This is a genomic window from Kitasatospora sp. NPDC002040 (assembly GCF_040296785.1).
In the GTDB taxonomy this organism is placed as follows: Bacteria; Actinomycetota; Actinomycetes; order Streptomycetales; family Streptomycetaceae; genus Kitasatospora.
Genome location: NZ_JBEOXV010000007.1, coordinates 20066 through 36315 on the forward strand (window position 1 = coordinate 20066; position 16250 = coordinate 36315).

At 72.9% G+C, this 16250-nt stretch carries 14 protein-coding genes and 1 tRNA gene; 6 read left to right on the forward strand and 9 right to left on the reverse strand.

The genetic code is table 11. The features are described from left to right. Position 1 precedes the first annotated feature (1 nt). Together ABT118_RS18345 and ABT118_RS18350 are read right to left on the reverse strand one after the other, a co-directional pair. Positions 2-421, reverse strand: coding sequence for a RidA family protein (locus ABT118_RS18345; protein ID WP_350669790.1), 420 nt, complete (start codon positions 419-421; stop codon positions 2-4). 60 nt (positions 422-481) lie between these two features. After that, positions 482-1030 carry a GNAT family N-acetyltransferase gene (locus tag ABT118_RS18350; RefSeq protein ID WP_350669791.1) on the reverse strand — a complete coding sequence of 183 codons (549 nt, stop codon included), beginning with the start codon at positions 1028-1030 and terminating at the stop codon, positions 482-484. Between the two features lie 72 nt (positions 1031-1102). On the opposite strand from ABT118_RS18350, the gene ABT118_RS18355 reads away from it, so the two are divergent. After that, positions 1103-1726, forward strand: coding sequence for a TetR/AcrR family transcriptional regulator (locus tag ABT118_RS18355; protein WP_350669792.1), 624 nt, complete (start codon positions 1103-1105; stop codon positions 1724-1726). Positions 1727-1779: 53 nt separating this feature from the next. On the opposite strand, the gene ABT118_RS18360 is transcribed toward ABT118_RS18355, so the two are convergent. Beyond that, positions 1780-1855: transfer RNA gene (locus ABT118_RS18360), tRNA-Arg, on the reverse strand. A gap of 556 nt (positions 1856-2411) precedes the next feature. Here ABT118_RS18360 and ABT118_RS18365 point away from each other — a divergent pair. The 5 genes from ABT118_RS18365 to ABT118_RS18385 all read left to right on the forward strand — a co-directional run bounded on the left by ABT118_RS18365 (position 2412) and on the right by ABT118_RS18385 (position 7927). Further along, on the forward strand, positions 2412-2957 hold the full coding sequence (locus ABT118_RS18365; protein ID WP_350669793.1) for a single-stranded DNA-binding protein: 546 nt from the start codon (positions 2412-2414) through the stop codon (positions 2955-2957). 396 nt (positions 2958-3353) lie between these two features. Then, the gene (locus tag ABT118_RS18370) at positions 3354-4751 is read left to right on the forward strand and encodes a Cys-Gln thioester bond-forming surface protein (RefSeq protein ID WP_350669794.1); all 1398 of its coding nucleotides are present in this window, start codon (positions 3354-3356) and stop codon (positions 4749-4751) included. A gap of 201 nt (positions 4752-4952) precedes the next feature. Further along, a complete protein-coding gene (gene ettA, locus ABT118_RS18375; protein WP_350669795.1) occupies positions 4953-6617 on the forward strand; it encodes an energy-dependent translational throttle protein EttA in 1665 nt (554 codons plus the stop codon). Positions 6618-6733: 116 nt separating this feature from the next. Beyond that, positions 6734-7186, forward strand: coding sequence for an acyl-CoA thioesterase (locus ABT118_RS18380; protein ID WP_350669796.1), 453 nt, complete (start codon positions 6734-6736; stop codon positions 7184-7186). Between the two features lie 42 nt (positions 7187-7228). Continuing rightward, positions 7229-7927, forward strand: coding sequence for a DUF8010 domain-containing protein (locus ABT118_RS18385; protein WP_350669797.1), 699 nt, complete (start codon positions 7229-7231; stop codon positions 7925-7927). 60 nt (positions 7928-7987) lie between these two features. On the opposite strand, the gene ABT118_RS18390 is transcribed toward ABT118_RS18385, so the two are convergent. The 6 genes from ABT118_RS18390 to ABT118_RS18415 form a co-directional block, all read right to left on the reverse strand. Then, positions 7988-8371: a globin gene (locus ABT118_RS18390; protein WP_350669798.1), complete on the reverse strand. Its 384-nt coding sequence runs from the start codon at positions 8369-8371 to the stop codon at positions 7988-7990. 136 nt (positions 8372-8507) lie between these two features. After that, the gene (locus ABT118_RS18395) at positions 8508-9776 is read right to left on the reverse strand and encodes an FHA domain-containing protein (protein WP_350669799.1); all 1269 of its coding nucleotides are present in this window, start codon (positions 9774-9776) and stop codon (positions 8508-8510) included. 46 nt (positions 9777-9822) lie between these two features. Continuing rightward, on the reverse strand, positions 9823-11154 hold the full coding sequence (locus ABT118_RS18400; protein WP_350669800.1) for a vWA domain-containing protein: 1332 nt from the start codon (positions 11152-11154) through the stop codon (positions 9823-9825). Positions 11155-11217: 63 nt separating this feature from the next. Beyond that, positions 11218-12375: a PP2C family protein-serine/threonine phosphatase gene (locus ABT118_RS18405; RefSeq protein ID WP_350669801.1), complete on the reverse strand. Its 1158-nt coding sequence runs from the start codon at positions 12373-12375 to the stop codon at positions 11218-11220. Positions 12376-12379: 4 nt separating this feature from the next. Then, positions 12380-14851, reverse strand: a complete 2472-nt coding sequence (locus ABT118_RS18410; protein ID WP_350669802.1) for a serine/threonine-protein kinase — start codon at positions 14849-14851, stop codon at positions 12380-12382. Then, complete coding sequence (locus ABT118_RS18415; RefSeq protein ID WP_350669982.1) at positions 14844-16184, reverse strand: hypothetical protein; 1341 nt, start codon at positions 16182-16184, stop codon at positions 14844-14846. The genes ABT118_RS18410 and ABT118_RS18415 overlap by 8 nt, the downstream gene beginning before the upstream one ends. Between the last annotated feature and the right edge of the window lie 66 nt (positions 16185-16250).

The following is a 16250-nucleotide window of genomic DNA, read 5'->3' on the forward strand; positions in this document are numbered from 1 at the left end:
CTCACTCTTCCACAGCGGGCCGGTCGGGGACCACGGCGGTGACTGTGATCTCCACCAACTGGCCGGTGTAGCCCAGCGTGGTGACCCCGAGCAGGGTCGAGGTGTGCGGACCGGCGCTCAGCGCCGAGGCCTTGACGATCTCCCAGACTTCGGAGAGCGGCTCCGGCCGGTCGGCCACCACGTAGACCGTGCTGGCCACCACCTGGTCCAGGCCGCTGCCGACCGAGGCCAGCGCGGCCGCCACGTTGGCGATGACCTGGTGCGCCTGGGCCTCGTGGTCGCCCGGGCCGACCAGCTCGCCGCCGGAGTCCAGCGGCACGCCGCCGGCCAGGAAGGCGAGCCGCTCCCCGGCCTCGACCACGGCGGTGTGCGCGTAGCCGGGCGGGGGGAACAAGGCGGGGACGGTGCGGTGCACGGCCATCGGCGCTCCTGGGGCTGGCGGGTCGTCAACCGCCCATCCTGGGCGGGCGGGGCCGCGCTGTCACCGGGTTTTCCGCCAGTCCGGGGCGAGCATCGACCAGACCTCGTAGTCCTGCCGGACGCCCTGGAACTCGATCGACTCGCGCATCACCCCGTCCAGGTGCATGCCCAGCTTCTGGGCCACCGCCCGGCTGCGGACGTTGACCGAGCTGTTGTGCCACTCGACCCGGTGCAGGCCGCGCTCGACCAGCGCGTGGTCGACCAGTCGGCGGACGGCGGCGGTGATCAGACCCCGGCCCTGCGCGGCCGGCTCGCACCAGGCGCCGATCTCGCACACCCCGCCCTTGGCGTCGAGGCTCACGAACATCACACCACCCACCAGCGTGCCGTCCAGCCAGATCCCGAAGATCTGGCCGCCGTCGGCGGCCAGCCGGTCCGCGTACCGCTGCAGGGTGGCGCGGGCCGAGTCCAGGTCGGTGGAGAAGGTCGCCCACGGGATCCACGGGTCGACGTTGGCCCTGGCCCGCTCGATGTGGGCCAGGAACTCGGCGGCCCGCCAGGGTTCGAGCGGGCGCAGCTCGGCATCGTCGGCGAGCGGGACGGCGTACACGGGGCCTCCAGGCTGGTGGGCGGACCGATGGTCGGACATACATAACAAACGTTTGGTAGGTACCCTAGCGCCATGACGCCCGCCCGTGGAGACCATGACGCCCGACGGACCGAAGTCTCCGAGGCGGTCTGGCGGGTGCTGGCCGAGCGCGGCTTCGGCGGGCTGACCCTCCGTGCGGTGGCGGCCGAACTGAACGCCAGCACCGGCCTGCTGACCCACTACTTCCCCAACAAGCGGGCCCTGGTGGCGTACGCGCTGGACCTGCTCGACCGGCACGCGGTCGACCGGCCGCGCCCGGCGGCCGCGCGGACCTCCCCGGCGGACGGCGGCCTGGCGCTGCTCCGGGCCGTCCTGCTGGACATCCTGCCGCTGACGCCGGAAGGGGTGGCCGGTAACCGGATCTGGGTCGGCTCCTGGGACGCCGCCCTGGCCGACCCGGAGCTGGCGGCGGAGCACGCGGCCCGGTACCGCCGGGCCAGGGAGCGGCTCACCGAGCTGGTCGCGCTGGCGCGGGAGCAGGGCGCACTGGCGGGGGAGGGGAGCGTCGAGGAGGTCGCGGCGGCGGCCCAGGGCTTCGTGCTGGGGCTGGTGGTGCAGGCCCTGTTCGCCCCGGCGGAGTTCCCGCCGGCGCGGCAGGTCGAGCTGCTCGACCGGTACCTGGACGGGCTCGGCGGGCCGGCCGGGGGCGGGCGCTGAGGCTTGCGTCCGGCCGGCGCGCGGGCGACTGCGGGCCGGGCGGGGTGTGGCGGTGGTGCCCCCAGCAGGATTCGAACCTGCGACCTACCGCTTAGAAGGCGGGTGCTCTATCCGCTGAGCTATGGGGGCGTGACGACATCGGCCCGGGTGGGCTTCGGTCGGCCTGCGGGGTCCGGGACAGGATAAGGGTGCCCAGATACTCGGCCGGGTCTTCAAGCACCGTGCATGGTGTGTCGGCACCGGTTGAGCGGTCCGATAATCGCAGGTGGTGGCCGGGCATGCAGCGCTCTGGCGGCTTCTGGCGCCGGACGTTGTGCAGTCGTTACGGGGTTGTCGCCCCACCTGTTATGGATTCGGTGCGGAGAATGCCCTGGTCGGCGGGTCGGGTGGGGGGACGCTTAGGCTTCCTTCGGTCGGATGACGTGCGCGGATGCGCCGACCGGCCACCCCTTCGGGGAGCACGCCCGGGCGGCGGCCTCGGCCGATAGTTGTCATGGCCCCGGAAAAGTAGCTCCGGGGCGGTCGTAAATCGGGGTTGATTCACTCCGGAGAGTGATGTCGGTTATCCACAGGTGCGGGTTTTCCACCGGATTCCGAAACGGCCCGACTCGTTTTTCCCGACCGGGCACGCTCTCTTCGGCGAGTGATTTCGCACGGTGATTCCGGATGGACGGAGGGTGTTCCGATGAACGAGACGATGGTGACCATGATCGGCAATGTCGCGACGGTGGTGAGCTACTCGCAAACCGCGGCCGGTGTCCCGGTGGCCAACTTCCGGATGGCCGCCACCGAGCGCCGCTACGACCGGGAGAAGGGCGACTGGGTGGAGGGCGAGACGAACTGGGTGACCGTCACCGCCTGGCGCTGGCTCGCGGCCAACGTGGTGAGTTCGCTCAACAAGGGCGACCCCGTGGTGGTCAGCGGGCGGCTGCGGATCCGGGAGTGGGGCGAGGACGAGAAGCGGCGCTGCGTGGTGGAGCTCGACGCCCGGGTGGTCGGCCACGACCTCGGTCGCGGGACGACCGCGTTCCGCTGGGCGGTGCAGGCCAAACCCGAGCTGGTGCTGGGTCGTTCGGGTCGGGAGCAGTCGGCGGCGCCGCCCGCGGCCCCGGCCGGCATGGCGCCGGCGGGGGAGTCGGTGCCGGGGTGGATCGTGGCCGCGGTCGAGTCCCGGCAGGCCGCGGTGGCGGCCGGGCGGGTGGCCGGGGCGGGTGGTGCCGGTGGTGCCTGAGAGCCGGGCGGCGGTGTGGAGGGGGCGGCTGAGGCCGAAGTGACCGCTGGTGTGCGGGAGGTGAAACCGACCGGTGACGGAATTGCAAGTACTGATCGAGTAGCCGTCGGTTGAGACCGAAGCTGCTCACTGCTCGGCACTTCGGGGCCGCCGGAGTGCCCGAGCGGAAAGGCTCCTGATTGGGAGTGAGAATCTGGCGGGTCGTCAGTACACCGCTACGATGAGCTGCTTGATAACAATATAGATACGGAACCGTCCGTGTTTGGCACGGACGTTTGCCAGCGCCCGTCGGTCAATAGGATGCCTCTGGTTCACACAAGTGCGGCGGTGTCACAGGGTGCGTCGCTATGCAAGGCGGGCTGCCATCGGCAAGGCCCAGCCCGGAGGGGTCACTACATGTTCCACAAGCAGGGGCGGGCACTCGCCCGCATAGCCAGTGTCATGTTCGCGTCCAGCCTGCTCGTCGGCGGTGCGCTGAGCGCCGGCGCGGCTGCGGCCGAGCCGGGCAACTCGGGGACCACCGCCAAGCTGCTGGGCGGGCTGAAGTTCCGGGGCGAGATCCAGATCAACGACGAGAAGCCCATCCAGGGCGGCGTGTTCCGGCTCCTGCCCAGCACGGAGACCGACGAGACCAAGCACCTGCTGGCCTACTGCATCGACCTGCGGAACGGCACGCTGAAGGACGCCACCTACCGCGAGGCCGACTGGTCCGCGACCTCGCTGCACAACAAGGCGAAGGAGGCCGCGCAGATCAAGTGGATCCTGCTGCACTCCTTCCCGAACCTCACCGTCCCGCAGCTGCAGGCGGAGGCCAAGAAGGCCCCGAGCGCCCCCGACCTGGCCGGGCTGGACGAGGACGAGGCCGCGGCGGGCACCCAGGCGGCGATCTGGCACTTCTCCGACGGTGTCACGGCGACCCCGGTGGCCCCGGACGCGAAGAACCTCACCAAGTACCTGATCGACAGCGTCGCGGCGGTCGAGCCGGGCGCCGAGCCCAGCTGGACCATCAGCCTCGAGGGCACGGCCGCGGGCAAGAGCGGCGCCCTGCTGGGCCCGATCACCGTGAAGTCCACCGCCGCCAAGGTGAAGCTCCGGCTGGACGACGCCGGCAAGCAGGCCGGCCTGACCATCACGGACAAGGACGGCAAGGCCGTCACCGAGGCCGCCAACGGCGAGAAGATCTACGCCAAGACCCCGGCGGGCGCCCCGGCCGGGCAGGCCAAGATCATCGCGGAGGCCACCACCGAGGTGTCGGTCGGTCGCGCGTTCCTCGGCGAGAAGGACAGCGCCCACAGCCAGACGCTGATCCTGGCCGGCACCAAGCCGGTCCCGGCCAGCGCCTCGGCCCCGGTCAACTGGGCCCCCGCCGGCCCGATCCCGGCCGTCTCCGCCAAGGTCGAGTGCGCCCAGGGCGCCGTGGTCGTGACCGCGGCCAACAACGGTGACCAGGACTTCACCTTCACCCTGTCCGGGCAGACCGTCACCGTCCCGCCGGGCGGCACCAAGAGCGTCCCGGTCAAGGTCGCCGAGGACACCGCCTACGACATCACCGTCACCGGCCCGAACGGCTTCAAGCAGCAGTTCAAGGGTGTGCTCAACTGCAAGACCGACACCGCCGCCTCGCCCAGCCCGAAGCCCAGCAGCCCGTCGGCCAGCCCGACCGGCCCGGTGCTGGCCAACACCGGTGGCGGTGGCCAGACCCCGCTGCTGGCCGGCATCGCCGGTGCGCTGGTGATCGCCGGTGCCGCCGCGGTCTTCACCCTGCGCCGCCGCGGCCGTCACAGCCGCGCCTGACCCGGTGAGCCGGTCGAGCCAGACCGGTTGAGCCGAGGTCCGGACCAGGGCCGGCCCCGTTCCCTCCACAGCCGAGGGGGCGGGGCCGGTGCCGTTCCCGAGCGGCCGTCCCCGGGTAATGCGTTCGGGGGCGTCCGCCGCGTGCGGCACAATGGAAGGCTGTAACCCGAATACTCACCGACGACGCCGGAGCGATCTCACGTGGCGGAATACATCTACACCATGCGCAAGGTGCGCAAGGCCATCGGCGACAAGGTCATCCTCGATGACGTGACGCTGAGCTTCCTCCCCGGGGCGAAGATCGGCGTCGTCGGCCCCAACGGTGCTGGTAAGTCCACGGTGCTGAAGATGATGGCCGGTCTGCAGCAGCCCTCGAACGGCGATGCCTTCCTCTCGCCGGGCTACACCGTCGGCATGCTCCTCCAGGAGCCCCCGCTCGACGAGTCCAAGACCGTGCTCGAGAACGTCGAGGACGGTGTCAAGGAAGTCAAGGGCAAGCTCAACCGCTTCAACGAGATCGCCGAGCTGATGGCGACGGACTACTCCGACGCCCTGCTCGACGAGATGGGGAAGCTGCAGGAGGACCTGGACCACGCCGAGGCGTGGGACCTGGACGCCCAGCTGGAGCAGGCCATGGACGCGCTGGGCTGCCCGCCCGGCGACTGGCCGGTCACCAAGCTCTCCGGTGGTGAGCGCCGCCGCGTCGCGCTCTGCAAGCTGCTGCTCGAGGCGCCCGACCTGCTGCTCCTCGACGAGCCCACCAACCACCTCGACGCCGAGTCGGTGAACTGGCTGGAGCAGCACCTGGAGAAGTACAAGGGCACCGTGGTCGCGGTCACCCACGACCGGTACTTCCTGGACAACGTCGCCCAGTGGATCCTGGAGCTCGACCGCGGTCGCGCCTACCCCTACGAGGGCAACTACTCCACCTACCTGGAGACCAAGCAGACGCGTCTCAAGGTCGAGGGCCAGAAGGACGCCAAGCGCGCCAAGCGGCTCAAGGAGGAGTTGGAGTGGGTCCGCTCCAACGCCAAGGGCCGTCAGGTCAAGTCGAAGGCCCGCCTCGCCCGTTACGAGGAGATGGCGGCCGAGGCCGACAAGATGCGGAAGCTGGACTTCGAGGAGATCCAGATCCCGCCGGGCCCGCGCCTGGGCGCGATCGTGATCGAGACCAACAACCTCTCGAAGTCCTTCGGCGAGAAGCTGCTGATCGACGACCTGAGCTTCACCCTTCCGCGCAACGGCATCGTCGGCGTGATCGGCCCGAACGGCGCCGGCAAGACCACGCTGTTCAAGATGCTGCTCGACCAGGAGACGCCGGACTCCGGCACGGTCAAGGTCGGCGAGACGGTCAAGATCAGCTACGTCGACCAGTCGCGCGCCAACATCGACCCGAAGAAGACGCTCTGGGAGGTCGTCTCCGACGGCCTGGACTGGATCAATGTCGGCAACGTCGAGATGCCGTCCCGCGCCTACGTCTCGGCGTTCGGCTTCAAGGGTCCGGACCAGCAGAAGCCGGCCGGGGTGCTCTCCGGTGGTGAGCGCAACCGCCTCAACCTGGCGCTGACCCTCAAGCAGGGCGGCAACCTGCTGCTCCTCGACGAGCCCACCAACGACCTCGACGTCGAGACCCTCTCCTCGCTGGAGAACGCGCTGCTGGAGTTCCCCGGCTGCGCCGTGGTCATCTCGCACGACCGGTGGTTCCTGGACCGGGTCACCACCCACATCCTCGCGTACGAGGGTGACAGCAAGTGGTTCTGGTTCGAGGGCAACTTCGAGTCGTACGAGAAGAACAAGATCGAGCGGCTCGGCGCCGACGCCGCCCGCCCGCACCGGGCCACCTACCGGAAGCTGACCCGGGGCTGACACGCTGGTGCAACAACGGCCCGGCAGACTGCCCCTGGGGTGGTCTGCCGGGCCTGCGCCCGTGAGCTTCCGGCGGGTACCCGAGCTGACGGGCAAGAGATTTGAGGAGATCGACCGTGGCACGCCACATCTACGCCTGCCCCCTGCGGTGGTCCGACATGGACGCCTTCGGACACGTGAACAACGTGGTCTTCCTGCGCTACCTGGAGGAGGCCCGGATCGACTTCATGTTCACCCAGGCCAGCGCCGCCGGTGCGGGGGAGTTCGCGGGCGGCTCGGTGGTGGCCCGGCACGAGATCGACTACAAGCTCCCGCTGGTGCACCGGCCCGAGCCGGTCACCATCGAGACCTGGGTGACCAAGATCGGCGGCGCCTCGCTGACGGTCTCGTACGAGATCAAGGACACCGCCGAGGACGGCACCGAGACGGTCTACGTCCGGGCCTCCACCGTGGTGGTCCCCTACGACCTGGCGGCGGGCCGACCGCGCCGGATCAGCCCGGTGGAGCGGGAGTTCCTCAGCCGATTCATGGACGGGGCCGACCAGGCCCCGGTCGTCGCGGCCGCCTGACCCCGCCACCGCCCCGTACCCGTACCCGAGTGAGCTGATCCGTTGACCGCGCCGACCGCGCCCCGCCTCCCGCTCGCCGACGCCACGGAAGCCGCCGACCTGGCGGCGTTCCTGGAGCGGCTGCTGCGCTTCGACCGGGCCGCCGCCGTACGCCTGCAGGCCGTCCGGGCCGAGCAGGGGCCGGTGCTCGCGGTCTTCGGGCGGCTGCCGCTGGGCAGCTCCGGGGTGCTGGCCGTACGCAGTGCCCGGCTGTTCGGTGCGGCGGTCGAGGAGGCCGATCTGACCGTCTCCGCCGGTCAGTTGCTGGAGGGCGTCGACGAGGCGGGTGCCACCGTCTGGCTGCCCGCCCCGGTCACCGGCCCGGCCTGGGCCGGGCTGCTGCCGCCGCGCTCGCGCTGGGAGCGGATCGCCGCCACCACCGCCCCCGAGGTGATGCCGGAACTGATGGCCGCCGTCCGGGAGTTCAAGCAGCGCAGTGCCGGGATCCCGGAACACCACCGGACCCGCCCGGCGCTGGACGCGCTCGCGGACGAGATCTGGTCCCGGCCGCTCACCGCCGCCCCCGCGCTGCCGCTGCGGGCGGCCCACGCCGCGTACGTGATCGGCTTCCTCACCCCAGGCGCCGCCCTCACCGCGCACCGCTCCGGCAGCTGGCTCCGGCTCAGCGCGCCGGCCGGGTCGGTCGCGCTGCGCGGTACCGCCGTGCCCGGCAGCGGCCTCGGGCTCAGCCCGCTGCGCTGAAGCCCGCTGCGCTGAAGCCCGCTGCGTTGAGCCTGCCTGCTCCGGTGTGCCCGGCCGGTCTCAGCCCGCCGAGTTGACCATCGAGGCGGCGGCGTAGGCGAGGTAGTCCCAGAGCTGGCGCTCGGCGTCGGTGGGAAGCTCCAGCGCGTCCACGGCGGTGCGCATGTGGCGCAGCCAGGCGTCGTGGGCGGCCCGGTCCACCTTGAAGGGGACGTGCCGCATCCGCAGCCGCGGGTGGCCGCGCTCCTCGCTGTACGTGCGGGGGCCGCCCCAGTACTGCATCAGGAACAGGGTCAGCCGCTCCTCGGCCGGGCCGAGGTCCTCCTCCGGGTACATCGGGCGCAGCAGTTCGTCCTCGGCGACACCCTGGTAGAAGACGTGCACCAGCCGCCGGAAGGTCGGCTCGCCACCGATTTGTTCGAAGAACGTCGCCTCGTCAGTCACTTGACCATGGTCGCAGACGGCTCCGGCGGTCGTACACCAGGACCATGGAACCAGGACCGTGGCACCAGGGCGTTCGGGCCAGGGCCTACGCAGGGGGGACTGGTCGGCGGGGGCCGGAGCCCCCGCCGACGGGCCGTCAGGCGCGGTGCAGGGTGATCGTGGTCCAGGCGCCGATGTGCACCCGGTCGCCGTCGTTCAGCGGGATCGCGGTGTGCGGGGGGACGGCCTCGCCGCCGCCGTTCACCGTGGTGCCGTTGGTGGAGTCCTGGTCGACCAGCACCCAGCTGCCGTCGGCCTGTTCGGCCAGCAGGGCGTGCTGGTGCGAGGCGCCCGGGTCCTCCGGCGGGACGGAGAGGTCGATCTCCGGCACGGTGCCCCGGTGCTGGCTGCGGCGGCCGATCCGGAGCTGGCCGCGCCCGGTGAGCGGGATCCGCCGCTCCGGGCAGTACGGCGGGAAGAACAGGCCGGCTGCCTCCGGGCCGCTGCGGGCCATCATGTCGGTGAAGTAGTCGCGGTCGGCCGTGACCACCGCGATCCAGGTCGAGCGGACCGGGGCCGGCTGGGCGCCGGGCGGCTGGAGGTGGAAGCTGGTGCCGAACTCGTCGCCCGGGGCGCTGCCGGGCTGCGCGTAGGTCGGGCCGGAGTCGAAGCTCTCCAGCCCTTCCGCGCCCTGGAACGCCGCGTTCTTGCGGAACGGGTCGCCCTGCTCGAACTGCCCGTGGCCGACGGGTGCACCGGACGGCGCGCCGTGCTGGCCACTCTGCTGGCCGCCGTGCTGGCCGTGCTGGCCGTGCTGCGTGCCGGGCGGCGGGAACGGCGAGGGCTCCGGCGTGGGCGCGGGCGGCGGCACCGGGGGCTGGTACGGGCTGGGCATCGGCGGGGGCGGCGGCACCGGCGGCTGGTACGGGGCCGGGGTGGGCACCGGCGCGGGCGCGGGCGGCGGGAAGCCGTACCCGCCGACCGGCCGCTGCTGCTGCTGGCTCGCGGGCGAGGAGAGCTCGTAGTCGAACCCGCACTCCTCGCAGTACCGGCCGGTCTGCGGGGTCCGGCAGATCGGGCAGGTGAGCAGCCCGGCGGTGAGGTCGGACTGGGTGAACTGTCCGGCCTGCGGGTACGGCGACTGCTGCGCCGGCGGCTGTCCCGGCTGGGTGTACTGCTGCTGTGCCTGTGCCTGCGGCGGCTGCCCCGGCTGGGTGTACTGCCCGTGCGCCTGCCCCGCCTGGGGGTACTGCGCGCCCTGCGGAGCGTTCGGCGGGCCGGTCGGTACACCCTGCGGCTGGGTGTTGCCGCTGGCGAAGGGCGACGAGCCCGGTACGGCCAGGCCCGGTGGCGGGGTCATCGGGAAACCGCAGAAGTCGCACCAGTCCTCGGCCTGCGACTCGTGGCCCCTAGGGCAGATCGACATCAGGTCCCCCACATCTCCAACAGTCCGGTTCGGCCCCCCGAGCCGGTCACTTCTTCACCCGGACGGTCTTGGTCGAACGGGTGTCCAGCGTCATCGAGTCGGCCTCGCTCACGTTCTTACGGAACCGAACGGTACCCTCCTTCGGATCCACCACGTCGACCACCTTCTGCAGCAGCTTGAAGGTGCTCTCGTTGCCGGTCCGGTGGGCGATCCGAACGGCCGCGCCGAGCTTGGCCGTTGCCAGGTCGACGTCCCCGGCGCGGTGCGCCTCCAGCCCCTCCTGGATCGAGGAGGCCAGCTCGGCTTGGCCGGTGAAGTGGGCGACCTGCGGGCTGATCCGGGTGGAGGAGGCCAGGTCATCGGTCCAGACCGCCCGCACCAGGCCCTGGGAGAGCACCTCGGGCGTCCCGTCGGGCTGCGGCAGCAGCAGGCTGATCCGGGCGGCCAGCATCTCGTTGCCGACCTCGGCCGCGGGCACCTCGATGCAGACGTGGTAGTCGCGGCTCTCGTCGCCCCAGGAGCCGGTCGGGTAGTCCCCGGCCCGGGGCCCGGCGTCGGCCCGGCGGTCGGTCAGGTCCTCCAGGTTCGGGGTGACCTGCTTGACGAACTTGATCACCGCGTTGGCCGGGGTCCAGACCCGCAGCGCCACGTCGGCGACCTGCTTGCCCATCGCCTGCACCATCATCTGCTGGAAGTCCTCGGCCAGCCCGGACGGTTCGGCGACGATGTCCACGGTGCCCAGCAGGGCCGAGGCGATCTTGCGCAGCTCGGTCACCTCCCAGTCGGTGCCCACGCCCCGGCAGTCCACCGTGAAGACGCCCGCGGCCTGCCCGAGGACCCGCTCCAGGTCCTCGGCCCGCTCGTGCTCGTTGCGGCCGTCGGTGAGCAGGATGCCGTGCCGGATCGCTATGTCGGCCCGGCTGTCGAAGAGCTGCTTCGCCTTGCTGAGCCAGGTGCCGATCGCGGTGCCGCCGTTGGCGGAGAGCTTGCGCAGCGCCTCCTTGGCCTGGGCCCGGGTGGCCGGCCCGGCGACCGCCAGCTTCCCGCCGCCCGGGTAGAGGTCCTTCGCCTCGTGGGTGCCGGCCACCACGGCGAAGGCGACCCCGTCGCGGATGGTGTCGATGGCCACGCCGGTGGCCTCCCGGGCGTTGCGCATCTTGGCCGACGGGTAGTCCATCGAGCCGGAGCAGTCGACCATGATCACCACGGCGGCGCCCGCACCGCCGTCGACGGGGGCCAACGGCTGCCCGCCCGAGGTGCCGCCGCCGGTCGCGGTGACGGTGACGATGGCGTTCACCTCACGGGCACCCTCGGCCAGGTACTCGTTCTGGAAGATGTCGACGCTGAAACTCGGGTGGGACCGGGACAGAACGGCCATTGCTGCTCCTGTCGAGCACTCTGTGGATCGGCGGACGGGAAACGGACGAGTCGTGAGTGGCCGTCAGCTCCCGCTGCCGGGCCGGTGGAGCTGGAGGGTCTGGGACGAGCGGAGCGGAGCCGCCCCGGCGGTGGCGGACTGGAGCGGGACGGTCCGCAGGGTCGCCTCCGGCGCCGGGGAGATCGGCAGCACGGCCACGGTGATGTTGTCGTGGCCGCCCGCCCCCACCGCGAACTCCACCAGGCTGCGCGCGGCGGCCAGCGGCTCGGTCCTGGCGTCGGGACGGACGCGTTCGGCCAGGTCGGCGGCGGCCTCGGCGTAGTTCCACAGGCCGTCGGTGCAGACCAGCAGCACACCGGGCACGTGCGGGGTGAAGCTCACCGTGTGCGGCTCGATCTCCTCGGCGTCCGCGCCCAGCCAGCCAGTGATCGCGTGGGCGCGCGGGTCGGCGTACGCCTCGGCCTCGTCCATCAGCCCGATCGCCACCACCCGGGCGGCCCAGGAGTCGTCCTCGGTCAGCCGGTACGCCACCGCGGACTCCCGGTCGTCCGGGATCCAGTACGCCCGGGTGTCGCCGACCCAGCCGATGGTGACCAGGCCGGCCGCGGAGATCGCGCTGACGTACGTGCAGGCGGGCGCGTTCCGGCTGCCGCCGGGGGTGTCGAAGCCGTCGGTGGCCAGCTCGGCCACCGCGCGGGCGGCCTCGCCGATCGCCTCCCGCATCGCCTGGTCCGGGCGCCGACCCCGCCGGAGCGCGGTGAGCAGGTGGGCCGAGGCCGCCTCGACGGCGGTGGCCGACGCCTCGTCGGGCCGGGCCGAGGAGGAGACGCCGTCGCAGACCACCGCGAGCACGGCCGGTTCGCCGTCGGGCAGCCGGGTGGCCGCGACGGTGAAGGCGTCCTCGTTGCGGTGGTGGCGCAGCCCCCGGTCGGTGACCCCGGCCACGCCCTCCACCTCCTGCTCCTGGTGGTCGCGCGGGCGGGGCTGCGCGCCGCCGCAGCTCTCGCAGTAGCCGTCCGCCGCGACCTCGGCCGCGCCGCAGTGCACGCAGAGCGGTGCGGCCGCGGCGGTCGGCGCGGTGACGGTCACCGGCTGCTCCGCCGGTGCGGCCGTGGCGGTCGGCGCGTCACCGGTCACGTTCAGGCCGCAGGCCCCGCAGTAGTCGTCCTCGGGGTCCAGCGGCTCGGCACAGCCCGGGCACATGGTCTGCTGCTGCGGCATCGGTTCACACCCACGTCCGGGGGCGGGTACGGTTCGCCCGCTCCACCATCTCGATCCTGATCTCGGCCCGGTCGGTCAACCGCGCCAGCACTCGGTAGGAGTGTTCCAGGGCGAACCGCAGTTCCCGTTCAGCAGCCCGATGTCCCAGTACGTCGAGCGTGCCGGGGGCACCCTCGGCGGTGGTGGCTCCGGCCGAGCCGGCCAGCACCCACTCCAGGGCCGCGTTCAGCACCTCGACCGAGAGCTCCTCGGTCCGCCGGGCGTCCAGCGAAAGGGCCGTCAGCTGGGCCGAGGAGCGCACCAGTTCGGCGCCCAGCGGCTCGGTGGCGGCCCGGTCGCGCAGCCGGGCCCGCAGGGTGGCGATCCGGGCGGCGGTGTAATGGGCGGACGCCTCGGGCACCGTCTCCAGGGCGGCCACCGCGCCGTTCCGGTCCCCGGCCGCCAGCAGCACCCGGGCCAGGCCGAACGCGGCGCTGACGTAGGCCCGGTCGGTGCTGCCGACCAGGCGGTAGAACTCGGCGGCGTCCTGCCCGTTGCCGAGCAGCTCGGCGCAGACGGCCAGCGCCAGCTTGGGGGCGGCCTCGCCCGGGAAGGCGTCGTAGACCGCGTCGAAGGCGCTCGCCGCCTGTTCGGTCCGGCCCCCCGAGAGCTCGGCCAGCCCGCGGTACCAGACCACCCGCCAGTCGTCGCCGTGGTCCTGGTCGAGCGTGCGCAGCTCCGCCTCGGCGTCCTCCCGGGCGCCGAGCTCCAGGTGGGCCCGGAGCGCCCGCAGCCGCAGCTCGACCGAGCCGGCCGGGGCGGTGGCGAGCGCGGCCAGGGCCTCGGCCGGGGCGCTGGCGACCAGGGTGGCCAGGAAGCCGGCCCCGGGGTCCGCCGGGTCCACCCGGGGGACCGGCAGCGCCATCGCGGCCGCGGTCGGGTCGATCGGATCGGGCGTCAGCTCGCTGTCCACCACCCGCAGTTCCGGGCCGAACAGGGTGGAGAGCGCGGGGCGCGGCCGCCCGTCCTGGAGCGCCAGCAGCTCCCGCAGCACTCCGGTGAGCTGGCCGGCCATCTCCTCGGCCGAGCCGAAGCGGCGGGCCGGGTCGGGGTCGGTGGCGCGGACCAGCAGGCGGTAGTACGACTCGTACCGGGCGAACAGCGGCACCTGCTCGGGGCCGGGCAGCTCGTACCGGAAGGTGGTGTTGTAGCCCTGGAAGTCGAAGGTCAGCACGGCGAGGGTGCGGGCCACGGTGTACAGGTCGGAGGCGACCGAGGGGCCGTCGGTCGCGATCTCCGGGGCCTGGTAGCCGAGGGTGCCGTAGACCGGGCCGTCGTCGCCGGAGCGGGAGACCGCACCGAGGTCGATGATCTTGAGCGCGTCCTCGCTCTGGATCACGTTGTCGATCTTGAAGTCGCAGTACACCAGCCCCCGCGCGTGCAGGTAGCCGAGCGCGGGCAGCGCCTCCAGCGCGTACGCGATCGCCTGCTCGACCGGCAGCGGCTCGCGCCGCCCGTCGGGGGTGCGGCGCTCGTTGGCGATGTCCTTGAGCGACTTGCCGCCGATGTACTCCATCACGATGTAGCCGTCGGTGGAGCCGGAGCGCAGGTCGGGGTGCTCGACGAAGTTGATGATGCGGACGATGTTCGGATGGTCGACCTCGGCCAGGAAGCGGCGCTCGGCGATGGCCACCGCCAGCGCGTCCTGGTCGCCGGTGTCGAGCAGGCCCTTGAGCACCACCCAGCGGTCGTTCACCCGGCGGTCGATCGCCAGGTAGATCCAGCCCAGCCCGCCGTGCGCCAGGCAGCCCAGCACCTCGTACTGACCGCCCACCAGGTCGCCCCGGGTCAGCTTGGGCGTGAACGAGTACGCCGTGCCGCACTTGGTGCAGAAGCCGTCCGGGCGGCCCGGGGTGCCGTTCTTCTCTCGGCCCACCGGGGCGTCGCACTTGCTGCAGAACCGCTTGCGCTCGGGCACCTGGGGGTCGGTCAGCACCGCCGCGGCCGGGTCCGCCGAGGGGATGCTCGGGACGGTGACCAGCCCGGCGCCCAGGTTGCCGCGCCGTCCGGTGCCGCTGCCGCTGCTGCCGGTGCTGCTGCGGACCGAGACCGAGCGGCCGCTGCCGGTCCGGGTGGACCGGTGCGAGCGGGACCGCCCGGACATGGTCCGGGAGGAGATCGAGCCCGAGTGCGGCTCGGTCCTGGCGGAGGGCACGAACGGCAGCGCCCCGGCCTCGGCGGCCAGGCCGCACTCGTCGCAGTAGCCGTCCGCGTCGATCGTTCCGGTGCAGTCCCGGGTGCAGGTCGCGCCGGGCGCCACCTTGACCGACCCGGACCCGGACCCGGACGCCGACGCCGAAGACGTCGACGTCTTCACGGACGCCGCGGCCGGAGCGGTGCCCGTGGCCACCGGCGCCAGGCCGCACTCGTCGCAGTAGCCGTCGCCGTCGATCGTCCCCGAGCCGGAGCACTCCGGCCGGGCACAGGTCTCACCCATTGCCCTGTTCCCCCTGTCCGTCCTGGTACGTGTCCACCCGGTCCATCGGCGCGGCCGCCGGAGCGGCGGGCGCCGCCGCCGGCCGCAGCGCCTGCTGGAACCGCGCCACCGCCTCCGCCGCCGCGCGCAGGTCGCACGGCGCGCTCCACAGCAGCCAGCGCGCCTTCTCGAAGCGCTCGATCACCACCGGGTCCTCGGCCACCCCGAGCCGGGCGGCCATCGCCTTGTACGCCTCCAGCCGCCCGCGCAGCTCGGCCCGGACGGCCAGCGGCTGGGCCACCTCGGTGAGCGACTGGCGGGCCCGCCCCAGCTCCTTGGCGGCCACGTCCTCCAGCGTGTCCAGCAGCGGCGCCAACCGGTGCCACTGCCCGGTCTGCTGCAACTCGACCGCCAGCCCGATCCGTTCGCGCAGCGCGGAGGTCGGCCCCGGCACCGCGGGCACCTCGGTCGCGGCGATCTTCGCCAGCACCTCGCCCCGGGCCCGGCGGGCCTCGGCCAGCGTGGCGTCGGCCCGCTGCAGCAGGTCGCCGACCTGCTGCAGCCGCTCGTGCGCCTCGTCCCGCAGCCGGAGCAGCCCGTCCAGCTCCATCCGGACGCCGTCCAGCGCCCGGCCGGCCCGGTCGAACCGCTCGGTGTCCACCACCCCGGCGACCGGGCCCGGTGCCGGACCGCTGCCGCCGCCCCGCTGCGCGGGCACCCGGCCCGGGCGCCAGAGGGCCAGCGGATCGGTCCGCACCTCGGTCCGCAGCTCGGTCAACTCCCGCTCCAGGCCGTCCAGGTCGTCGGCCAGCGGGTGCGCGCCGGAGCGCACCCCGACCGAACCGGAGAGCATCCGGACCCGGCCCAGCTCGGCCAGCAGCAGGTCGATCCGGGCGGGCAGCGCGGACCAGACCGCGTCGGCGGCGGCCACCACCTCGTACACGGTGGCGTACCAGGCGTTCATCCGCTCCAGCAGCTCGGCCAGGCTGAGCCGCTCCACCAGCCGGACCGGCACCGGGCCGCCGGTGTCCGGCAGTTGGCCGCCGGAGACGGTGACGGCGGGCCCGCCGAGCAGCTCGCTCAGCTCGGCCAGCTCGGGGCCGCCGGGGCGGCTGCGGCGGGCCCGGACGGCCACCGCCGAGGCCAGCGCCTCCGCGTACCGGTCGAACAGCGCCCAGAGCAGGTTCAGGCCGGGCTCGGCCACCGACCAGCGCTCCAGGGTCCGCCCGCTCAGCGCCGCACCCTCCAGCAACCGGCGGCCCGCGTGCTCCTGCAGAGCCAGCAGCGCGGCCTCCACCGCGTCGCGCTCCGCCCCCAGCCGCGCCAGCGCGCGGTCCACCTCCTCCCGGCTCATCACCGGGCCGGCAGCTCCTGCGAACGCCACGTCATTCCTCTCCAGTCTCGCCGTACTTCGGTGCGC

Coding starts and splice junctions, on each gene's coding strand:
- ABT118_RS18345 (WP_350669790.1), bottom strand. CDS start 421: ATGGCCGTGCACCGCACCGTCCCCGCCTTGTTCCCCCCGCCCGGCTAC.
- ABT118_RS18355 (WP_350669792.1), top strand. CDS start 1,103: ATGACGCCCGCCCGTGGAGACCATGACGCCCGACGGACCGAAGTCTCC.
- ABT118_RS18365 (WP_350669793.1), top strand. CDS start 2,412: ATGAACGAGACGATGGTGACCATGATCGGCAATGTCGCGACGGTGGTG.
- ABT118_RS18370 (WP_350669794.1), top strand. CDS start 3,354: ATGTTCCACAAGCAGGGGCGGGCACTCGCCCGCATAGCCAGTGTCATG.
- ABT118_RS18395 (WP_350669799.1), bottom strand. CDS start 9,776: ATGTCGATCTGCCCTAGGGGCCACGAGTCGCAGGCCGAGGACTGGTGC.
- ABT118_RS18400 (WP_350669800.1), bottom strand. CDS start 11,154: ATGGCCGTTCTGTCCCGGTCCCACCCGAGTTTCAGCGTCGACATCTTC.
- ABT118_RS18405 (WP_350669801.1), bottom strand. CDS start 12,375: ATGCCGCAGCAGCAGACCATGTGCCCGGGCTGTGCCGAGCCGCTGGAC.
- ABT118_RS18410 (WP_350669802.1), bottom strand. CDS start 14,851: ATGGGTGAGACCTGTGCCCGGCCGGAGTGCTCCGGCTCGGGGACGATC.
- ABT118_RS18415 (WP_350669982.1), bottom strand. CDS start 16,184: ATGAGCCGGGAGGAGGTGGACCGCGCGCTGGCGCGGCTGGGGGCGGAG.